Annotated in this window: 17 protein-coding genes; 9 read left to right on the top strand and 8 right to left on the bottom strand. The window is 53.3% G+C overall.

Annotated features, from left to right (window positions below):
- Window positions 1-80: 80 nt before the first annotated feature.
- The 3 genes from ACTOVJ_RS07990 to ACTOVJ_RS07980 all read right to left on the bottom strand — a co-directional run bounded on the left by ACTOVJ_RS07990 (window position 81) and on the right by ACTOVJ_RS07980 (window position 2,859).
- Entirely contained in the window at window positions 81-842 is a 762-nt protein-coding gene (locus ACTOVJ_RS07990; protein WP_449502527.1) for an amino acid ABC transporter ATP-binding protein, read from the bottom strand.
- A gap of 22 nt (window positions 843-864) precedes the next feature.
- Window positions 865-1,830, bottom strand: a complete 966-nt coding sequence (locus ACTOVJ_RS07985; protein ID WP_449504207.1) for an amino acid ABC transporter permease — start codon at window positions 1,828-1,830, stop codon at window positions 865-867.
- Between the two features lie 111 nt (window positions 1,831-1,941).
- Complete coding sequence (locus ACTOVJ_RS07980; RefSeq protein WP_449502529.1) at window positions 1,942-2,859, bottom strand: ABC transporter substrate-binding protein; 918 nt, start codon at window positions 2,857-2,859, stop codon at window positions 1,942-1,944.
- A 187-nt stretch (window positions 2,860-3,046) separates the two neighbouring features.
- Between ACTOVJ_RS07980 and ACTOVJ_RS07975 the strand changes: the two genes are divergently transcribed.
- Window positions 3,047-3,970, top strand: coding sequence for a shikimate dehydrogenase family protein (locus tag ACTOVJ_RS07975; RefSeq protein WP_449504208.1), 924 nt, complete (start codon window positions 3,047-3,049; stop codon window positions 3,968-3,970).
- Window positions 3,971-3,997: 27 nt separating this feature from the next.
- A complete protein-coding gene (aroD, locus tag ACTOVJ_RS07970; protein WP_449504688.1) occupies window positions 3,998-4,753 on the top strand; it encodes a type I 3-dehydroquinate dehydratase in 756 nt (251 codons plus the stop codon).
- 53 nt (window positions 4,754-4,806) lie between these two features.
- Here the strand turns inward: aroD and ACTOVJ_RS07965 are convergent, their stop codons facing one another.
- From ACTOVJ_RS07965 to ACTOVJ_RS07955, 3 genes are all read right to left on the bottom strand, one after another.
- Window positions 4,807-5,181: a GNAT family N-acetyltransferase gene (locus ACTOVJ_RS07965; RefSeq protein WP_449502531.1), complete on the bottom strand. Its 375-nt coding sequence runs from the start codon at window positions 5,179-5,181 to the stop codon at window positions 4,807-4,809.
- Between the two features lie 317 nt (window positions 5,182-5,498).
- Complete coding sequence (betT, locus tag ACTOVJ_RS07960) at window positions 5,499-7,697, bottom strand: choline BCCT transporter BetT (protein WP_449502532.1); 2,199 nt, start codon at window positions 7,695-7,697, stop codon at window positions 5,499-5,501.
- A 127-nt stretch (window positions 7,698-7,824) separates the two neighbouring features.
- Window positions 7,825-9,273, bottom strand: coding sequence for an amino acid permease (locus ACTOVJ_RS07955; RefSeq protein WP_449504209.1), 1,449 nt, complete (start codon window positions 9,271-9,273; stop codon window positions 7,825-7,827).
- 274 nt (window positions 9,274-9,547) lie between these two features.
- On the opposite strand from ACTOVJ_RS07955, the gene ACTOVJ_RS07950 reads away from it, so the two are divergent.
- From ACTOVJ_RS07950 to ACTOVJ_RS07930, 5 genes are all read left to right on the top strand, one after another.
- The gene (locus ACTOVJ_RS07950) at window positions 9,548-10,495 is read left to right on the top strand and encodes a sugar-binding transcriptional regulator (RefSeq protein WP_449504687.1); all 948 of its coding nucleotides are present in this window, start codon (window positions 9,548-9,550) and stop codon (window positions 10,493-10,495) included.
- A gap of 273 nt (window positions 10,496-10,768) precedes the next feature.
- The gene (gene fucP, locus ACTOVJ_RS07945) at window positions 10,769-12,133 is read left to right on the top strand and encodes an L-fucose:H+ symporter permease (protein WP_449504210.1); all 1,365 of its coding nucleotides are present in this window, start codon (window positions 10,769-10,771) and stop codon (window positions 12,131-12,133) included.
- 10 nt (window positions 12,134-12,143) lie between these two features.
- Window positions 12,144-13,163: an aldose 1-epimerase family protein gene (locus ACTOVJ_RS07940; protein WP_449504211.1), complete on the top strand. Its 1,020-nt coding sequence runs from the start codon at window positions 12,144-12,146 to the stop codon at window positions 13,161-13,163.
- A 1-nt stretch (window position 13,164) separates the two neighbouring features.
- Complete coding sequence (gene rbsK, locus ACTOVJ_RS07935) at window positions 13,165-14,070, top strand: ribokinase (RefSeq protein WP_449502537.1); 906 nt, start codon at window positions 13,165-13,167, stop codon at window positions 14,068-14,070.
- Between the two features lie 229 nt (window positions 14,071-14,299).
- Window positions 14,300-16,078, top strand: coding sequence for a sialidase family protein (locus tag ACTOVJ_RS07930; RefSeq protein ID WP_449504212.1), 1,779 nt, complete (start codon window positions 14,300-14,302; stop codon window positions 16,076-16,078).
- A gap of 69 nt (window positions 16,079-16,147) precedes the next feature.
- On the opposite strand, the gene ACTOVJ_RS07925 is transcribed toward ACTOVJ_RS07930, so the two are convergent.
- A complete protein-coding gene (locus ACTOVJ_RS07925; RefSeq protein ID WP_449503557.1) occupies window positions 16,148-16,828 on the bottom strand; it encodes a copper homeostasis protein CutC in 681 nt (226 codons plus the stop codon).
- A gap of 133 nt (window positions 16,829-16,961) precedes the next feature.
- On the opposite strand from ACTOVJ_RS07925, the gene ACTOVJ_RS07920 reads away from it, so the two are divergent.
- Window positions 16,962-18,512 (top strand): M81 family metallopeptidase, encoded by a 1,551-nt coding sequence (locus ACTOVJ_RS07920; RefSeq protein WP_449504213.1) that lies wholly within the window; start codon window positions 16,962-16,964, stop codon window positions 18,510-18,512.
- Between the two features lie 76 nt (window positions 18,513-18,588).
- Complete coding sequence (locus ACTOVJ_RS07915) at window positions 18,589-19,857, top strand: AGE family epimerase/isomerase (RefSeq protein WP_449503555.1); 1,269 nt, start codon at window positions 18,589-18,591, stop codon at window positions 19,855-19,857.
- A gap of 500 nt (window positions 19,858-20,357) precedes the next feature.
- Here ACTOVJ_RS07915 and ACTOVJ_RS07910 read toward each other — a convergent pair.
- Window positions 20,358-20,719 (bottom strand): LPXTG cell wall anchor domain-containing protein (locus tag ACTOVJ_RS07910; protein WP_449504686.1); only part of this gene is annotated, 362 nt, incomplete at its 5' end.

The raw sequence follows: 20,719 nt of genomic DNA, 5'->3' as shown, positions 1-20,719 counted from the left end.
CCCCACCCTCCCCACCTCCCTCTACCGCTGTCTGGGGGGGGGCCCCGCGCCCCCCCCCCCCCCCACCACATTATTCATCTTCACAGCACTTTTGAAAGGAACTCACGAGTTCTCTCATGTTGTGGATTCTCAATGACTTGTTCGGGAGCGCCGAGCTCCACGATCTGTCCCTCGTCCATCAAGATCACCTGGTCAGAAACCTCGCGCGCGAACCCGATTTCATGGGTCACAACAACCATCGTCATACCCTCTTTTGCGAGATCTTGCATCACAGCAAGCACCTCTCCCACGAGTTCGGGGTCCAGCGCCGATGTCGGCTCGTCGAACAGCATCAGATCGGGATGCATCGCGAGCGCGCGCGCAATGGCAACGCGTTGTTGTTGCCCACCTGAGAGCTCCGCCGGATAATGGCCAGCACGATCTTCAAGTCCCACGCGTGATAGAAGTGCCTGGGCTTCTGCCTTTGCTTTTTCCTTAGGCATTTTGAGCACTTGGACAGGGGCTTCCATCACATTTTCAAGGGCAGTCATATGCGGGAAGAGATTGAAGCGCTGGAACACCATGCCGATTTTGGCGCGCTGAGCAGCTGCTTCTTGCGAGGTGAGCTCATAGAGCTGTCCGTTCTTCTCTTTGTACCCCATGAGGTGTCCGTCTACTTCGATGCGGCCAGCTTGGATCGTTTCGAGCAAGTTGATACACCGGAGCATTGTTGACTTTCCGCTACCAGATGGGCCGAGAATCGCGGTCACTGATCCCACAGGAACGTCAAAAGAAACTCCTTTGAGTACGTGGAGTTCCCCAAAGAATTTGTGAACATTGTCCACGTGAACTGCATTCGTCATGTGTGTCTTCTCTTTTCTCATCTCAGGGGGTGTACTCGATGAACGGATCGTCATTGGTGGTTCGGGCCGCTGTAATGGCTGCTTGGCGAGAAATTTTGGCGGCGGCGTGAGCTTTGCGGCTCACTTTGAGACCATCACGCGAAGCTCCACGTCCGAAGTAACGTTCAAGGTAGTACTGTCCAATCATCAAAATCGATGTGATGACTAGATACCATGATGCCGCAACCAGCAAGAATGGGACAGGAAGAAATGAGGAAGATCCCTTTGCTGAAGTGATTGCCGTCAGTTCAAGTGTCAGCGGGACAGCGGTGACCAACGAGGTTGTCTTCAGCATCGAAATTGTCTCGTTTCCCGTCGGCGGGACAATCACGCGCATTGCCTGCGGCAGCACAATTCTGCGAAGGACCTGCTTCGAGGACATGCCGAGTGCTTTTGCGGCTTCTTCTTGGCCGGCATCAACGGAGTTGAGGCCAGACCGTACGATTTCAGCCAAATAGGCGCCTTCGTTCACGCCCAAGCCAATCAGAGCGTAGAAAAACATTGTGGCATTTAATCCCCCGAAGAGATTGCCTGGCGTGATGGTGAAAAATTCGATATGTGTGAACGGAATTCCGAAGGTCATGGTGGGCCACAGAGTTCCCATTAACCCCCAGAAAATCAGTTGGGTATAGATTGGGGTGCCACGGAAAAACCAAATATAGAAGGTTGCCACACTGCGCAGTACGGGATTTTCGCTCCGACGCATCACGGCCATCGAGACGGCGAGAATAACTCCAAGGATCATTGAGCCCGCTGTCAGCGCAAGCGTGAATCCGACGGCACGGAAAATGTCTGGTGCAAGCAAGTTTGCGGCAACGATGTCCCAGTGGAAATTCGGATTCACTACCACTTGGTAGACCACGCCAACGGCGATTAGCCCCACGACTACTGCCGAAATCCACCGGCCCCAGTGCCGCACTGGCACTGCTTCAATCAATTTTGTTTCCATCTCTCTACTCTATTTTTGTTGTGGCAACTGTATGAGTGACTGACAATTTGTGCGCTGAAATGCACGAAGTCGCTCACCGACGCCGAAGCGCCGGGAGCGACTGGGTGTCACTCAGTTTTCTGGGTTGACAGTTGCTGTGCTCTCAATACCTTCCGTAATTCCCCAGTTGTTGAAAATCTTCTTTACGTAGCCGTGATCCATCAGATACTGCATCGCTTTCTGGATAGCTTCGGTGAGCTTCGGATCATCCTTGGATACAGCAACACCCATTCCGGCCTTATCCATGAAGTCGCCAATGATTTCAGTCTTTCCGGATGTCAGCTTTCCAGCGTAATCGGCCACTGATCCGTCGGTGTACATCGCGTCAATTTGTCCACCCGCAAGGGCCAGAGTCACACGTGCTTGTTCATCTTGTTTCTGGATAGTGATTGGCTTCGATGCGCATTTGTCCTTATTCAGAGCTTCGAGGGCGTCATCTTGTGCAGTACCTGTTTGCACACCAATGACAGCTCCACATGGGTTGGACGGATCGAAGTTCTTTGGGTTTCCCTTAGCCACAGAGTAGCGCGAACCGTTTTGGAAATACTGAACCATATTCACAACCTTCTGACGTTCGGGGCTGATATTGAACGCCGAGAGGCCGACCTCATACTTCGTGCCAATCGCAGGAATAATTGCATCAAACTTCGAGGCTTGAGTTTCTGGTTCCAGGCCAAGTACCGTGGCAAGTGCCTTGGTGAGATCGATGTCGTAGCCCAGTTGCGTGGTGCCATCGGGTGCATAAAATTCACCTGGTGCGTATGTGAGTTCAGCTCCGTTGGTGAGCTTGCCGTCTGCCTTCACAGCATCCGGCACAAGCGCTGCGAGTTCATCAACCTTCTTGAGGTCTGAAAGATCAGTGGGTTGAGGAATTGTTGTTCCGCTGTTTGACGACGCCGGTGCGCTCGATGCGCCCTCAGTCACGTTTCCACCACACGCAGTCAGAGCGAGAGTGAGTGCGACTGCGGTGGTGCCGAAAATCTTTTTCATGAGGGGTCTCCGTTCTCGTAAATTCTTTCCTCGGAAGAATATACGCCTATAGGGATAGTTATACAAATTGTTGAGATGCACACCTCGTTTTACACGCCACTGACGTTAGCGACGCTCACCGCACCAATGTCGAGAGATACGGAATCTGAGGAAAAATTCAGGTTCCACTGACACAATAGGGAAGGAGTTGGAAAGAAAGCAGGTAACCGTGACGCAACTTCTCGCTCTTCTTGCTCACCCGGCAGGGCACTCACTCTCCCCACGGATGCACAACCTCGCAGCACAGTTGACCGGAACAGACGTCCATTACATGGCGTTCGACGTCACAGATCTTGCCGCAGCAACAACGGGTCTCGTCGCGATGGGAGCACGGGGATGGAATCTTTCGATGCCACACAAGCAGCACGGATTGACACTAGCTGATGTCACGTCGCGAGCCGCCAAAATTATCGGCGCAACAAATACGATCGTGAATCTCGGTGGCCAACTGACAGCACACAACACAGACGGAATCGGCGCAATCCGTGCACTTACCGCGAATCGGGTGACAGTTTGTGGCAACGACCTTGCTGTACTCGGCGCAGGAGGTACGGCACGCGCTATCGCAATCCAGGCAGCTCTCGACGGCGCTCGCCTGATTCACATCATCAACCGATCCGCTTGCGCCGCCCTTACACTCGCGCGAGACATTGAAGCCGCGGGAGCACGAGCAAACGTTCTTCCGTTGAGTTCAACATGGGAGACAGAGATTAGCGGCTGCGTTGCTCTTGTGAATGCAACGAGCGTTGGGATGACTCCGCAAACGGAAGAAACCCCCGTGAAGAATATCGACAAGCTCCCTGGCGATCTTTTCATCATGGACACCATTTACGCTCCATCCCAGACACGACTACTGCGAGATGCACGTGATCGAGGAATACGTGCCGAAAACGGACTCCGGATGCTGGTGGAACAGGGTGCTGAGGCGTTTTCCCTCTTTACGGGTGAAGAAATGCCTACCGACATCGTATTGGACAATTTGCGTCAGGCTCAGAATGACACCAGCGATCACCTGCCAGGAACACCGATGCGAACACGCAGTCCCCGACATGCACGACACAGAGAAGTCTGATTATTTGAGAAAGCTACCATTGCACACATGATCATGCATGATTCACCAGTCGAAACATCTCAACACGCGAGAACCATTGTCCCAGTCATGTTCACAACACTGACTGATATTGAGGACGAAATTGTCGCGGCGACAGGCGCCGATTGGATTGAATGGCGGATGGATGCGCTCAACGCCACTAGTATGGATGCTTATCTGGAAGCCGGGCGCGCTTTGCGTGACACCACTGCAGTTCCAATTTTGGCAACATTTCGAACTGCAGCGCAAGGTGGCCAAAAAGACATCGATCCGCTCGACTATGCCGATCTCATGCTCAGCGTCGCCTCCAATGGAATTGCCGACGCCGTCGACGTCGAGATGTTTTCCGAGAACGAATGGACACCGGACTGGCACGGCCCCGCCCCCGCCGTCGAGCAACTCTTGACAACCCTGAAGAGACTCAACTGCGAAATCATTGGATCATGGCACGACTTTTCTTCGACTCCACACACATCCGAAATTACTGAACGTTTGCTAGCCATAGCACAACACGGAGCTGATATTGCAAAAATTGCAGTGATGCCACAATCCGATGCTGACCTTGAGGCACTGAAAATCGGCGCACACAGTGCCCAACAACGTGGAGTTGACCGAATCATTGCCATCGGAATGGGGCCATTAGGAACCCATAGCCGAATCTACCCCGAGCACTACGCAAGCTGTGCCACCTTCGTTGCTGGGGCATCAGCGTCGGCACCAGGACAGATGACAATCGCACAACTCATCGATGCACGTCGCCACTGAGCCACGCGGGGTGGCCGGGAAAAACCGGCCACCCCCCGTTCACGCACTGGTGATCACTCGTTGATGCCGAGTTCCTTCCACAACTCCATAATTTCAGCGCCAGAACCCATGCGGAACTTGCCACCCTCATTTTCATAGGATTCGCCGTTCTTGCTGAGGTAATGCTTCACCATCGGGCAGATCGCCACCGCGGTCTTGCCTTCTTCGTTCGCAATCTCAAGCCCTTGTTTAATCAGGAGGGTTCCCAGGCCACGGCCTTCAAATTCTTCACGTACGCCAGTATGCGGGAAGAGACGCTCATCGCCGTTATCCCAAAACTCCAGTTCTCCTGCGGGCTGCCCGTCCACAAAAAGCAAAATATTGTGACCCTCGTCATCGAACTTCATCTCTACAGGGTGACCGTTCTTATCAGTCAAGTTGTCAAACATCGATGTTCCTTTCTTTGGCTGATGCAATCTCATCGCGTTCGTCGGTGGAACGTGAGTCAGACAATTTATATTCCACACTCTCGATGATCGCGGATTGAGATGGTTAGCTGAGCGCTCATCGCCGACGCCTTTTCGCGCGTCATTGCCCCCCTGCTCCCCCCCCCCGGAGGGGAGGTGGCCCAAAAGAACCGCAATTTTCCTACGTTGACGAAGACCGCAGCACTCTTATGCTCACTCCCCTGGCACCCCACAATTGTGCTCAACGTTCCCTCTGACAAGACACTGCTTCGACTTCTAGACAGTATCGTCACGTTGACTTAACGGTCCTTTTCGCGTTCCTTGCGTTCTTTGCGTTCTTCGAGCCGTTCCTCGATCTTTTCAAGCTTCCCGACGAGGGCGTCACGACGTTCTGCCCACACCTCTCGGCGCTCTTCACGCCTAGCCTCTTTAGCGGCTTCTTTCAGAGCACCTTTACGCATTCCATCTCCACGGATTCGCAGATAATCTTGGTGACGATCGAGATGATCGAGGACATCGTGGATAAGACCCTCAGCTGTGTAGCCCATGACATCATAATCTTGATCCTGCTCATCGGTATGAACTTCGAGGCGAGTGTAATAGTCATCTTCCGTAGCTACATGGAAACCGTAAATCGGCTTGGGAACAGCGACGGCGAGAATACGGTAAACAAAATCGTCAGACTCGGTATAGACCGTAAATTTCAAACGGTCATAGACGTGACGGTCTTCAGGCAAGTCGGTAATGGCATCCTCATCACCCCGTTCGACGACAGCGCCTCCGGGAATCTCTGCGGCAAGTTTCTCAAGAGCTGGTTGAGCGACATCATTCATGAACCTCACGGCCTGCCACGGAGTGATCTCGCCAAATCGCCATGCGACTCGTTCACGCCAGGTAAGAGTGGACGGGCCACCAGTAGGAACATTACGGGCAGAACGCTCACGCGACTTTTCGGAAATTGAATCCTCACGAAGCGCTCTCACCATCGAAATCATGACTCCCACCATGACAAAAGCAAACGGTAAGCCCATGACAATCGTGGCGCTTTGCAAGGCGGGGATTCCTCCCACAGCAAGCATACCGATCGTTAATGCCCCCGTCAGGATCGCCCACAAAAGCTTGACGGAGGTACGTCCATCTGTCTCCGCATCGGGAAGACGGGACGAAAGATTTGCCATCACTAAAGCACCGGAGTCGGCGGAGGTCACGTAGAAGAGGAAAGCAACGCAGGTTGCGAGAGCCACCACGATGAATGGTAACGGATAATCCTGCAAAAGCGTGTAGAAACCGAACTCGGGGCTGTTGACTGTCGCTTCACCCCAAGCATGTCCAGCTTCGGAATCACGAACTTTTTCGAGCGCTGCGTTACCGAAAATCGACACCCACATCACTACATAGACCAGTGGAAGAAGAAGACAGCCGAAGACAAATTCGCGAATCGTGCGTCCACGCGAGATGCGCGCTAAGAACATTCCGACAAAGCTTGCCCATGCGATCCACCAGGCCCAAAAGAACAAAGTCCAGGTAGCCATCCAAGCAGAGCCACCACTGAAGGCGAAAGTCTCAAGTGCCATCGAACCGAAGCCGGAGACCAAATCTCCGATATTCATCACCATCGCGTTTAGCAAAAACGGGGTATCCCCGGTAAAAAGAACCCATGCCGCGAGCGCGAGCGCACCGAAGACATTGAGTTGAGAGAGGACTCGGATGCCTTTTGCCACACCTGACCATGCGGAGATCGCAGCGAGAAAGATAGCGATCGCAGCAAGAACGATCTGCGGTACCAGGTGTACCTCGATACCGAAAAGAATCTGTAGGCCAACGTTGATCTGGACAACTCCGATACCCAAGGTGGTAGCAACACCGAAGATGGTACCCAAGATAGCTGCCGCGTCAACGAGGTCCCCCGCTAGCCCGTGTACACGGTTGCCTAGGAAGGGATAGAGTGCTGATCGAACTGCCAGTGGTTTTCCTCGTCGGTAGGCGAAGTAGCCCAGGGCGATCCCCATGAGAGCGTACATTGCCCATCCTGTAAGTCCATAGTGGAAGAGAGTCCACACCGTGGCTTCGCGCGCAGCTTCAACCGTTTCGGCATGACCATGTGGCGGGGCAAGGTATTGCGTGACTGGTTCGGCTACCGAGAAGAACATGAGATCGGTGCCAATTCCTGCAGCGAACAGCATGGCCGCCCATGTAGGTAAAGAGAATTGCGGCTTAGAGTTTTGCGGGCCAAGTTTCATCATGCCGTAGCGTGAAAACGCCAACCAGAACACAAACACCACAATGATGCCGGCCAACGCTACATAGAACCAACCAAACCATGTGGCAATCCAAGCTGTCGCAGCCCCCAAGGCCTGTCCTGCGCCATGAGGAGCAATAATTGTCCACGCCGTAATCGCCGCAATGACCAACGCCGAGGCCACCAGCACCGGTGTATTGAGCGGAGCTGGAGTGCGCCGAGGTTTGGTGCGGAAACCGATTTTATCTGCAACTGGCATTGGCTGCCGACTCCTTCTGTTTTTCGTATGCGGCTTCCAGCATAGCTGGTTTCAGCACTCTCACTCGGCAGTGCAACCATTGAGCATCAAAAGGAACCGGCTCTGGCGCCGCCGAGCCAGACGTATTCTACATAGCGGGGACGTCAGGCCGAGAATGCGCCATCTCGTCGGCGAGCAGGTCAGGAGTTGGATAGAGTTCACCGCGTGCAACCAACGCATATGAAGCAATGAGCGCCACAATGTAGGGAATGCCGGCATACCATGCCACAGGCATCAGCCAGAAGAGAGCAATGAAGATGGCAACTGACGCGGCAATCACGAGGATGTTGACTACGGGTGCGGCTCGCAACCGGTGTGCAGGTAGCCATGCACCCGCAGCTTTGCGCGCACTACGGAACTTCAGATGTGTCACCATCGTCAGTACCCATGTAATGAGGATTCCGACCGTCGCTACACCTGTGAGGTAGAGAAAAGCACGATCTGGCGATACGAGCGCAAGAACCGCTGCCATTCCCATTGTCAGTGCCGCACTGAGCACAGCGTAGCGTGGTGAACCATTGGCGCTTGTACGTGCAAGAACAGCGGGAGCTTCGCCGTCGATGGCAAGCGAATGCAACATTCGCGAGGATGAGTAAAGCAAACCGTTTGCGGCGGAAAGCGCTGCCACAATCAAGATAGCGTTCAAGATGTGCGCACCCGAGCTAATGCCAGTAAGGGCAAGCACTGTGACGAATGGCGACTCTTCCAGAGCGCCCGAACCTGCAGCGGTTTCATTCCAGGGTTGCAGTGTCAGAACAACGCCGATTGCCAAGAGGTAGAAGATAATAAGTCGGTAGATCATATTGCCAGCTGCATGTGGGATATCGTGGCGCGGGTCGGCCGATTCTGCTGCAGTGACCGAAACGTTCTCCACTCCCCCGAATGAGAAAACAGCAATGCAGGTCGCTGCGAGGATACCCGTCATGCCAGAGGGTGCGAAGCCTCCGTGGGCAGTGAGGTGGTGCAATCCAATTGCCTGATGCCCAGGAACCATTCCAAGGATTAACGCCAAGGCGAGGAGAATGAAGGCAACGATCGCAACCACTTTGATCATCGAGAACCAGTATTCAGAACTCCCGTATAAGTTCACCGATGCGATATTCAAAATGACGATGAAGAGTGCGCAGCCAAGTGTCCCTGCCCAAAGTGGAACTGAGGGAAACCACCAGCGAATGTATGTGGCAGTAGCCGTGACCTCTGCTCCCATGGCCACAGCAAAAGTGACTGTGAAGTTCCAGCGCGCTACATAGCCTGCCAAACGTCCGACGTAGGAGGATGATACCGTGCCATAGCCCCCAGCTACGGGGTGAACAGTCACCATTTCAGCCAGAGCCCACACCACTGCGAGCGCAAGTAATCCAGCAAACATATAAGAGAGGATGGTGGAAGGGCCTGCAAATGCGATCACGGAACCTGAGCCGAGAAATAGGCCAGTGCCGAGCGCTCCCGATAGACCAATCATGGACACTTGGGCAGACGTCAGTCCACGCTTGAGTGACGTTGCAGGCATCATTTCCTCTTTTCTTTCTTCGGCCATACCTCGCATCTTTCTTCGGCCATACCTCGCGCTGGTGTGGGTATTAGGTACGTGCAACGCGCGGGCGCTGCGTATGGCTATGCTAGAAGCACAGCGACAAGCTTTCGCTCCTGTATCATTATATGGACGACGATGTTTCACCCTGTACCGAGGTGTGCTTCATTGCAGGTGAATGACTGCGGTTCGATCTGTAATCGGGCACCGGACTAACGGCCACATTTCCTGGGAATTTTCGTAAATCTCCCGGTAGGACGAAAAAGATCGTACATTGGACATGATGAACGAACCGCTGACTGCCCACGATATTCATGCTTTGGACGCCGCAAAGCTCTATTACTCTGGTCTGACACAAGCTGAGGTAGCAACTAAGCTCCACGTTGCACGGCCGACAGTGTCAAAACTTCTCGCCCATGCCAAACGCCGTGGGTTCGTTAAGATCGTCGTGATGGATCCTCGCGATCACGACGAATCGCTCATCCAAACACTCGTGACTCGTTACCAGCTCCTCGATGTTGTTCTCGTGTCGCCAGCAGATCCTTCTCCGTCAGCGCTGAGAGCAGCACTCGGTGCAACCGGCGCTAAGCTACTCACCCGTCTTGTTCGCGACGGCGATGTCATCGGCGTCGTTCCCTCACGTACCCTGAGCGCCGTTGCTGATTATCTAGCGCCGACGGCTCGAAAGAATGTCAAAATCGTGCAGATGTCCAATGGATTGTCCGATCCAGATCATATGGCCGGATTGACAACGTTAGAGCGGATTGCTGGCGCATTTGATGCCGAATACATGCGATTTGGCGCTCCCACTTTTATGGATTCGGTGGGCGGACTCAATCAGTTAATGTCTGATCCTCGTGTGCGTCGGGTGATCCATGCAGCAACGCAGGCTCGTATCGTCGTCTACACTACCGGCGATCTGTCGACGAATCGCTCGTTGCTTGAACGCACCAAAATGTCCGACGTTGAACGAGGCGCAATCTTCGACCGCTCCGTGGGTGATATCTGTACACGCTTTGTTGATTCGCGAGGACGTATCTGTTCCCCGGATTTCAACAATCGTACCTTGGGAATCTCTTTGCCCGATCTTCGGGCAAAGGAACAAAAGATCCTTGTTGCTGGCGGACAGTCAAAGGCTGATGTCATTCGAGCAGCTTTAGAAAACGGTTATGTGAACCGTTTGGTGATCGATTCGGCAACCGCTACGTTAGTGGCTCAGTTACCGTGATGAACATTGTGTGGCACAAATGTGCCAGGTGAGCACCTTAGCGCCAACTTCGCGACGTTTTCCTTTTTCTCACAAACATATAGCTCTCAATTGCTAATAACACGCTCTTTTATCTGAGACACCCCCAAATTTCACTACTCTTCCGCTGCAGTTGTGTCCCCGGTAACTTGGGTGTCACACCACGAACGACGGAGTTTCATGGTGCATTAGCTCGTCATCACGCGAAGACGCGTCGAACGAGTCCGCTTCACTGAAAGAATGAGGTGTACCAACGTGAGTGCTCACATTGAACCTGGCGTCAAAAATACGTCGTGGGGATTAATCGCAGACCCCGCCCGTCAGCTTCCCGACGGCTACCTTGACCGCACGCCAATTTTCCAATACATTCTGCTCTCGATCTGCTTCCCTATGTGGGGCGCGGCAGCCTCGATGAATGACATTTTGATCACCCAGTTCAAATCGGTTTTTGACCTGTCAGATTTCGCTTCGGCATTCGTCCAGTCGGCGTTCTACGGTGGATACTTCGTGTTGGCGATCCCTGCGTCACGCGTCATCCGCAAGTGGAGCTACAAGAGCGGCATCCTGATCGGCTTGTGTTTCTACATCATCGGTTGCACACTCTTCTTCCCCGCTTCGCGAGTAGCAACGTATTCCGTGTTCTTGGTAGCACTCTTCGCTATCGCAACCGGTCTGTCTTTCCTTGAGACGTCGTGTAACACCTACTCCACAATGGCCGGCCCACGTCGACTTGCAACCTTACGTCTGAATATTTCTCAGACCTTCTACCCTCTTGGGTCGATTTTCGGTGTGCTGCTTGGAAAGTGGCTCGTCTTCACCGACGGCGAAGCGCTCCACAAGCAGATCCAGGGTTTGAGTGGCGACGAGCGCACGGCATTCGTTTCCGAAGCGCTCGGGCGAACACTTGGACCGTACCGATTCATCATTATCGTTCTTGCGATTTTGCTGATCCTCGTCGCTATTACCCAATTCCCACATTGCAAGCCTGTGCGCGGCACTCAAGAGCTCAAGGCAAGCATCGGAGAAACCCTGTCCTACCTCGCTCACAACTCGCGTTTCCGTGAAGGAATTTTCACTCAGTTCCTTTACGTCGGAATGCAGACTGCGGTGTGGTCATTCACAATTCGGCTCGCTCTTAACCTCGATTCGTCTCTCAATGAGCGCACGGCATCCAACTTCATGATCTGGGCATTCGTCGCCTTCTTCCTTGGTAAGGTGTTTGCCAATATCCTCATGACACGATTCAACGAAGATCTTGTCCTCATCGGATACTCAATCGCCGGCGTCGCTGCCCTCGCTGCAGTGATCACGATCCCGTCGATTGTCGCCGTCTGGTTTGCAATTCTCACCTCGGGGCTTTTTGGCCCGTGCTGGGCAACGATCTACGCTCGAACCCTCGACGCGATTGAAGATAAACGCCACACCGAAACCGGTGGCGCGGTGATCGTAATGTCCATTATCGGTGGAGCAGTGGTTCCCGTGATCCAAGGCCTCGTTTCAGACAAGACCGGATCCATGCAGTTCGCTTTCATTGTTTCTCTTATCTGCTTCGCGGCCGTTCTGGTGTACTTCTTACGCCAGTACAAAGTCAGCCGCGCTGCTTCCAACTTAACGAAGTAAGGAGAAGAAAATGCTGACTATTCATCTTGACAAAGCACAATTTCATACACACGAAACTCTTTGTGTTGAAACCGGCGAAATCCGTATCAGCACAAAGAAGTATCGAAAAGGCATCGAATCGTTGACAATCGCAAATTCTCGCGGACACGTCGAAGTCCTGCCGTTCATGGGGCAGATCATCTGGGATGCAGAGTTTGACGGGCGTTCATTGCGCATGAAAAACATGTTCACCGAACCAGAGCCAGCACACGAAATCGTGGAAACCTACGGTTGTTTCGCTTTCCACTCAGGTCTTCTTGCCGCCGGCGTTCCTTCCCCTGAGGACACGCATATGCTTCACGGCGAGTTTGCAACCGCCCCCATGGATCACGCATGGTTAGAGATCGACGGCGATCAAGTGCGCGTCGTCTCCGAGTATGAGTACACCATGGGCTTTGGACATCACTACCGTGCGCGTCCTTCCCTCACTATCGAAGCTGGATCCCCACAATTCCACATTGGTATGGAAGTCACCAATCTTTCCGAATATGCTCCCATGCCGTTACAGTACATGTGCCACATGAATTATGCATTCGTCCCCGACGGGGTCATGAGTGAATCACTTCCTGACGGAGCCTTCCAGCTACGACGGACAATTCCGGCTCACGTGACACCAACCGAGCGCTGGACTAAAATCAACGAGGCGATCCTGGCCGGAGAAATTGATTCACATGACCTGTCAGCCGCAACCGAGTTCGACCCAGAAATTGTGTATCTTGCTGACGATCTCGCACAGTACGGTCCGGTTGCCACGTTCGAACTCACTAACCCTGATGGTGTGACCTTCATGACGCGCTTCTCGACCAACGAATTCTCTACAGCTACCCGTTGGGTTCTCTACAATCCAGATCAGCAAGTCGCAGCGTTTGTTCTACCAGGGACTTCACGTCCGGAAGGATTCCTTGCAGCACAAAAAGCAGGAACACTGATCATGCTTGAGGCCGGTGCAACGCGTAGGTTTGATGTGACAACAGGAATCAAGGAGGACTGAGATGGATATCGCTGTTATCGGATCAAATATGGTGGATCTCATTTCCTATATCCACCGTATGCCTAAAGAAGGCGAGACAATCGAAGCGCCAGATTTCAAGCTCGGTTGCGGAGGAAAAGGTGCCAACCAAGCCGTTGCTGCCGCACGCGTCGGCTCCGAAGTTCTCATGGTGACCCGCGTCGGCAATGACATGTTTGCTGACAACACGATTGCAAATTTCGAGGCGAATGGTATCGATACACGATACGTCTTGCGTACCGAGGCAACCTCAGGTGTAGCACCAATCTTCGTCGACCCTGAATCACATAATTCGATCATCATTGTCAAGGGTGCCAATGCACAGCTCTCCCCTGCCGATATTGATGCCGCTGGAGACGATATCGCGGCGTGCAAGCTCATCGTCCTTCAGCTCGAAGTTCCCCTGGAAACGGTGTACTACGCGATCGAGTTCGGAAAACAACACAATATCCCTGTGTTACTTAACCCTGCGCCTGCCGCACCTGATCTTGTTCTTGAGAAAGTCAAGGATGCCACTTATTTCATGCCTAATGAATCAGAGTTGTCACTCCTGACAGGAATGCCAGTGGAGACTCTTGATGATATTCGAAATGCGGCCTCCGCTTTGCTGGACGCCGGGATGAAGAACGTCATCGTCACGCTTGGCTCTCGCGGTGCCATATGGATCAGCGAGTCGGGCGAAGTCATGATCGAAGGTGAAACGGTTGATGCACGCGATACGACAGGTGCAGGAGATGCCTTCATCGGTTGCTTCTCCCACCATTTAGTTGCCACTGCAGATGTGGAGGCGTCGATGAGAATGGCAAACAAGTATGCCGCTAATTCCGTCACTAAACTGGGTACACAAACCTCATATGCGACCGCAGAGGAATTTGACGCCGTGAAGTAAAGAAACGGTTTCATAGTATGGGGTGTGGTTGTTGACTACACCCCATACATCTATTTCGAAAGATGATACATAATGATGGCCAGAAGTATGCACCTATGTCTATAAGCATTTGATAGACATCTGACAAATTCGCTGACATAATGTGGAACACTGAAACACTCAGTTGTCGGCACTGACGCCGACAAGCTCACGGCAATGGTGCCGTATTCAAAAGGAGACATTCACCCACATGAAAAGTCGAACATTCTCGAAGTTCACCTATGCAGCACTCGCAACAAGCGCATTGGTCATTGGCAATTTTGTCGCTTTACCCGCCACTCATGCGGTTGCAGATGACCATCACACCTCACATTCTGATTCGTCGGCACACACACGAGCGCTCAAGAAACAGAACGAAAAGCCGCAACGAGCAACGCAGCCGTCAGCCAAATTTGATCTCGGCGCAACAATAACGAGCAACGATCAGAAGATCACCCTTAAAGAACGCGATCAAGCCAACAAGGCATGGTACCGAATTCCTGCATTGACAGCCACGCCCGGAGGAGACTTACTCGCGGCATTCGATGAACGGCCCCTCAGCGTCGGTGATACTGGGAAAAAGTATTCACCGACAGGATTCAACGGAGAAAACTGGCTGAAACTCCTCGGCACACGCAAATGGAAGAATGGCGAAGATTCGCCAAATCCGAACTACATCATGCAATACCGCTCGAAGAATAACGGCAAAACATGGGAGCCTGATGGCTACATTTGTGAAGGTGTTGCATCTGGAGATCGTGAGAAGATTTCTGGCTGTTCCGATCCTTCCTATGTAGTGGATTGGGAAACCGGCACCATTTTTAATTTCCATGTGCGGTCATATCGTGCCGGTCTCCAGGAGTCGCAGAAAGGAAATGATCACGATAATCGCGATATCGTGCAGGTAGAAGTGTCAAAGTCCAGTGACGACGGCAAAACATGGACAAGCGAGATCATGACACGTTCAGTAACTGCGGATCAACAAGCCGATTGGCGATTTGCCTCTTCCGGACAAGGAATCCAACTCACTCATCCCAAACATTCAGGTTGGCTGATCCAACAGTTTACGCGTCAAGACAATACTGCACAGCGCGCATTCTCGCTTATTTCGAAAGACCACGGAAAGACGTGGCAAGCAGGCCAGCCTATCGGTACGGAAATGGATGAAAACAAGGTGGTGGAGCTTTCAAATGGTGATCTCCTGCTGACCTCACGAAACGTCAAAGGGCCGGGCAATTATGACGGAGTATCCGATAATCCACAAGCGCATCGTTGGCAAGCTCTTTCTAGCGATGGAGGATTTACATGGAATAAAGTCACCCAAATGCCCGATGTGAAAGAGGGGAAGACCAACGGGCAGATTATTCGCGCATTCCCTCTGGCTACACCAGAGAACCCCGCTGCAAAAGTACTGCTCTACGCCGGGTCAGCAGCAATTACCGAACGCAATACAAAAAATGAAAACAACGACCGCTCAAAAGGCACGATCTACCTTTCCTGTGATGACGGCACGTCCTGGACTCAGAAGAAGGTCTTTAATGAAGGCACAACCGGTTACATCACGATTGCTATCCAGCACGATGGCCGCATTGGTATGCTGACCGAAGACGGAAGCAAGGATGGGTACAAGGACTACGGAATCTACTACCGCAACTTTGATATCGACTACGTCGGTCAGTGCCCAGGGGTCAAAGAGTATCTCAACGAGCACACTCCAAAAGTCTCGCCCACGCCCACGCAAGATACCGAAGATTCACAGTCACCTGCACCAAAGGACACAGATCCCACAGGGACACCTGACAAGGAAACTCATCCACAGTCTGGTGGCAAGGTGACCCAAACACCAACGCACCCATCCTCCACTAAATCCGCGCAGAATACCGCCCTGCCAACCACGGGAGCTACTCTGACACTTCCGCTCGGCCTCTCAGTGTTGCTGGTTCTCGGCGGAGCTATGCTTGCTCATCGACGCTCATCAACTCACAACTAAACATTATTCCCCTCAAGGGTGGGTGTGCGTGGGCTCAGTTCCATGCACACCCACCCCATACACACATGGTTATTCGCCGTTCACGGCACTCACCCAAATTTTTACTTGTTCTTCATCCACTGGCATATGCCAAGATTCACGTACTGCTGACCCCACGTGGAACATCCGCACGCCTGCTTGACGAAGAGGCGCAATGTGATCAAGTTTTAAACCTCCTCCGGCCATGATCATGTCGGCGACACCATTGAGCCGAGCAGCTTGAAGAAGATTTTCCATCCCCACTCCTACACCTTGCTCAGAACCTGACGTCAACACAGTCGTCACGCGCGCATCTTCAGCCACATCCTCAAAGTCCATCACTCGTCCCCATGCACGCATATAGTCACTCGCTGAATCGATAGCACGGTGAATAGTTATCTCCTGAGCTCCCGCACGGTGAGCAATTTCGCTGATCAACACCGTATCGAGTTCTCCCCCGGCCAGGTATCCCAGCACAAGAGCCTCTACCCCAGCGTCGATCAGAGCAGCTCCACGGTCTGCAAGCGCATCGACGTCGCCTGCGGAAAAACCACCCTGATCACGTAGCATCGCACGGATTGGCAAATCACAGTGCGCCCGGAATTGCCGCACCTGTTCAGCAGTTGCGGACAAACCACCGTCAGCCATCGTTCCCACGAGTTCAACTCGCGCCGCTCCACCCGCTTGGGCGGCTACACCATCACGCGCATCAAGCGCAATCACTTCTAGCATCTTTGCTCCTTTGTCAATGCTGCACAACCAGCTGTCCCATTCTACTGTTCGCACCACCCCATGCTTCTCACTCTCGCATATCTGCAAAGACGCGTATCGTTGGAGTATCAGCCCTTGTGTCAAAGGAGAGCACATGCGCATCGCAATTTGCGGAATTCATATTGAATCGTCCACTTTCACGCCTTATGTCTCCACAGAAGCAGACTTCCGAGTTCGACGAGGTGATGAGCTCCTCGAGCGCTACCCTTTTATCACCTACGATCCAGTTCCGATGGCACAATGCGTCCCTGAACACCTTGGCGGGGTCGATCGCGACGCCGAAGGGGTGCGCGAGTGGGAAGACGGCGTCGAGTGGGTGCCTATCTTGCACGCAGCAGCGTTACCGGGCGGCCCCGTCGAGCGGGAGATATACGAATCCTGGAAGAGTGAAATCTGCGCTGGATTAAGGAAAGAAAACACAGACGAACAAGGCGGACATGGAAAACTCGATGGCATTTTCTTCGATATCCACGGGGCAATGTCCGTCATCGGACTCAACGACGCCGAAGGCGATCTGATCACAGCGATTCGCGAGGTTATCGGTCCGACCCCGCTGGTGGGAGCGTGCATGGATCTACACGGAAACGTTTCCGAAACACTATTCCACCATACTGACATTCTCACGTGCTATCGTATGGCTCCTCACGAAGATGCGTGGGTGACCCGCGAACGTGCCGCACGTACTCTCGTTGAGCGGCTTCGCTCGGGGCGTGGCAAGCCTGCGAAAGCCCTCGTCCACGTACCAATTTTGCTTCCTGGCGAAAAAACCTCAACTCGAATGCAACCCGCCTCCCGACTATACGACGAAGTTGCCGAGGCCGCCACGCTCCCTGGCATCATCGACGCAGCCTTTTGGATCGGTTTCGCCTGGGCAGATCAACCTCGCTGCAGCGCCGCAATCGGCGTCTATGGCGAGAATGCTGACCAAAGTTACGCCGACGTCGGCGAGATTGCGCTCGCAATTGCTCAGGATGTGTGGGACGCGCGCGAAGAGTTTGAATTTGTCGCACCTACTGCGTCAATCGAGTCCGCGCTGGAAACAGCCTGTTCACCGCATGTCCCTCGACCGTTTTTCATCTCAGATTCAGGAGATAATCCAGGCGCCGGAGGCGCTGACGATGTCACAGTGACATTGGCTGCCGCGCTCGCGCGTCCTGAAATTTCTTCGGGACACACCAGCGCAATTCTTGCTTCAATCGTCGATCCGGCAGCAGTCCAGGCAGCTCAAGCGAGCGGCGTCGGCGGGAGGATTCACGTGGAACTTGGTGGGAAAATTGACCGCCTCGCTCCCCCAGTGGCTCTCGATGCCGCCGTTTGTGCGCTTGTGGAGGATCCCATCGGAGGCGTTACTGCGGTCTTGCGCGTGGGCGGACTTGATGTCATCGTCTCTTCCGAGCGCAATCAATACGGACAGCATGAGCAGTTTGCGCGACTCGGCTTAGATGTCTCCGCCGTTGACATTGTCATTGTGAAGATGGGCTACCTTGAACCTGATCTCCATAAAGCAGCAGGCGACTGGATTCTCGCACTCACTCCCGGCGGCGTGGATCAAGACATTGTGCGACTGGGGCACCATCATATTCGCAGACCAATGTTCCCTTTTGACAGGGAAAATACCGCCGAACTCCAGGTCATTCGCGGCTGAGTGGCTTTCAGCACTAAACCGGTTTTGCTATGCTTGAAATGGCGATCCAAGCCCTCTCTACATGCAAGGAAGCATTATGAAACTCAATGACACTCTGTTGTCCCAGATGGACAGCGAATTTGACGCTCTCGTGGAATTCGCAAAAAAGAGCCGCACCGAATACGGCTTCACTACCATGGATGCGAACGGCGACGCCGATAAAGCAGCCGGTTTACAACTATGGATTAACTGCCGCATGACTCACGTTTTCTGTCTGGCAACTTTGCGTGGTAACGAAACAGCACGCGATTATGCCGCACATGGCATTTCCTCACTCCTGACACATTTCCAGGATCACGAAAATGGTGGGTTCTTCAACGCAATTTCGCTTTCTACTGCCCAGCCACTTGGCAACGACGGCGCACGTAAACTCTCCTATGCCCACGCTTTCGTTCTACTCGCCGCTTCCTCCGGCCTACAAGTTGGCCTCGAAGGGGCACAAGAACTCTACGATCGTGCAAGAGACATTCATGAAAAGTATCTGTGGGAGCCACAGTTCGGACTGGTTCGCGAATCCTGGGATCGCGAATTTACTTCCACCGAGGACTACCGTGGCGCGAATGCGAACATGCATACCCTGGAGGCCTCACTCGCGGCCTGGGACGCAACTGCTGATCCCCGTTGGCTTGAAAAAGCTGGCTCAATCTTGACGTTCGTCTTAGGCGAAGCAGAGAAAATCGGTTGGCGCATCCCCGAGCATTTTGATTCACAGTGGAATCTCATCAAGGACTTCAATGAAAATCGTCCTGCAGACCCATTCCGCCCATTTGGCCTAACACCGGGACACGGAATCGAATGGTCACGTCTTGCACTCCATTTCTGGGCAGCGGTTCAGCACGCTCAGTTCGAACTCGCGCCGGAGCTACACGACTTCGTCGATTCCCTTCCGAACCTCGCGTATTGCTTGTTTACTCAGGCGTTAGTGGACGGGTGGGATACCGATGGCAAGCCTGGCATCGTCTACACAACGGACTTCGAAGGCAAGGCAGTTGTCCACGAACGGATGCACTGGACGATCTGCGAAGGGATTGGAGCAGCCGCAGCCTTTGCCACTTACGCTGAAGAATCCGGCGATCAGGAACAGCTCGACGCTATGCGCCAGAAGTTCCACACCTTTATCGATTTCGCTCGCGAATATCTCATCGAAGAACCTGGCAAGTGGATCCACGAACTCGATCGCAACAATCGGCCATCGGGAGTCACCTGGCCAGGAAAGCCAGACGTGTACCATGCAGCACAGTGTATGCTGATGCCTCAACTTCCTCTGACACCGACCTTCGCGGGAGCTCTGGCGACACACAACTAACGTTCACAAAGCACTTGTTCCGGTGTAGATCGAATTCACACCCCTACCATGAAGGAACCCTCGTTACGCTAGGTTTGTGTGACGAGGGTTCCTTCACTCATGCACACACCAAATCTTCAGCACGATGAGTAGCAAAAACCGATCATCGTGCTGGTCAACGATATCGCCAGATTCAATTATCCCCGCAGCTTCGTCGATTGCATCGAGTAGGGGGGCGATGAAGCGTTCGGCAGGTTCGTACTCACCCGGTTAGCTGACAAGAACATTCATGTAGAACACGCTCAGCATTCTTAACTCCGGATGAGTCTAGGAGAAATTCGTGGAATTGAACCAGAAATTTCCGACGATATCCGTTTATACGTTTCAGGCATCCTCTAAAGAAGATGGAATTAAGAGAAGAAGACGGGGGCGCAGATTTATACGTAAATCTGCGCCCCCGGATGAAAGGCGTTAAGAGTTTCCTCTACAGCGCGCTTTCAACACTGAACCATGTCACTGATTCAGGCCTTGTTGCGACGGCGGACTGCAACTACTGTTGTGGAGCCGCCGACAGCTAGCACCAACGCCACTCCCAGTGCGGTCAGTGCTGAAGAACCCGTCATCGGCAAAGAACCCTTATGAGACTTGTTCGCCTCAGGGGTTTGCGGAGCTGGCTTACTCGGCTTACCTGGCTTTGGATCAACCGGCTTACCCGGCTTACCCGGCTTCGGATCAACCGGCTTACCCGGCTTACCCGGCTTCGGATCAACCGGCTTACCCGGCTTACCCGGCTTCTCGGTAACGGTAGGCGTGTATGTCGCACTCACAGTATTCCCACCCGGGGTCGTGAGCTCAACAGTCACAGGAGTCGCTGTCCCAGCAA

Source organism: Arcanobacterium sp. (ex Cirak et al. 2026) (assembly GCF_053585065.1).
Note: the sequence above shows the minus strand (reverse complement) of the source record. Positions and strands in the feature narration are given on the sequence as shown.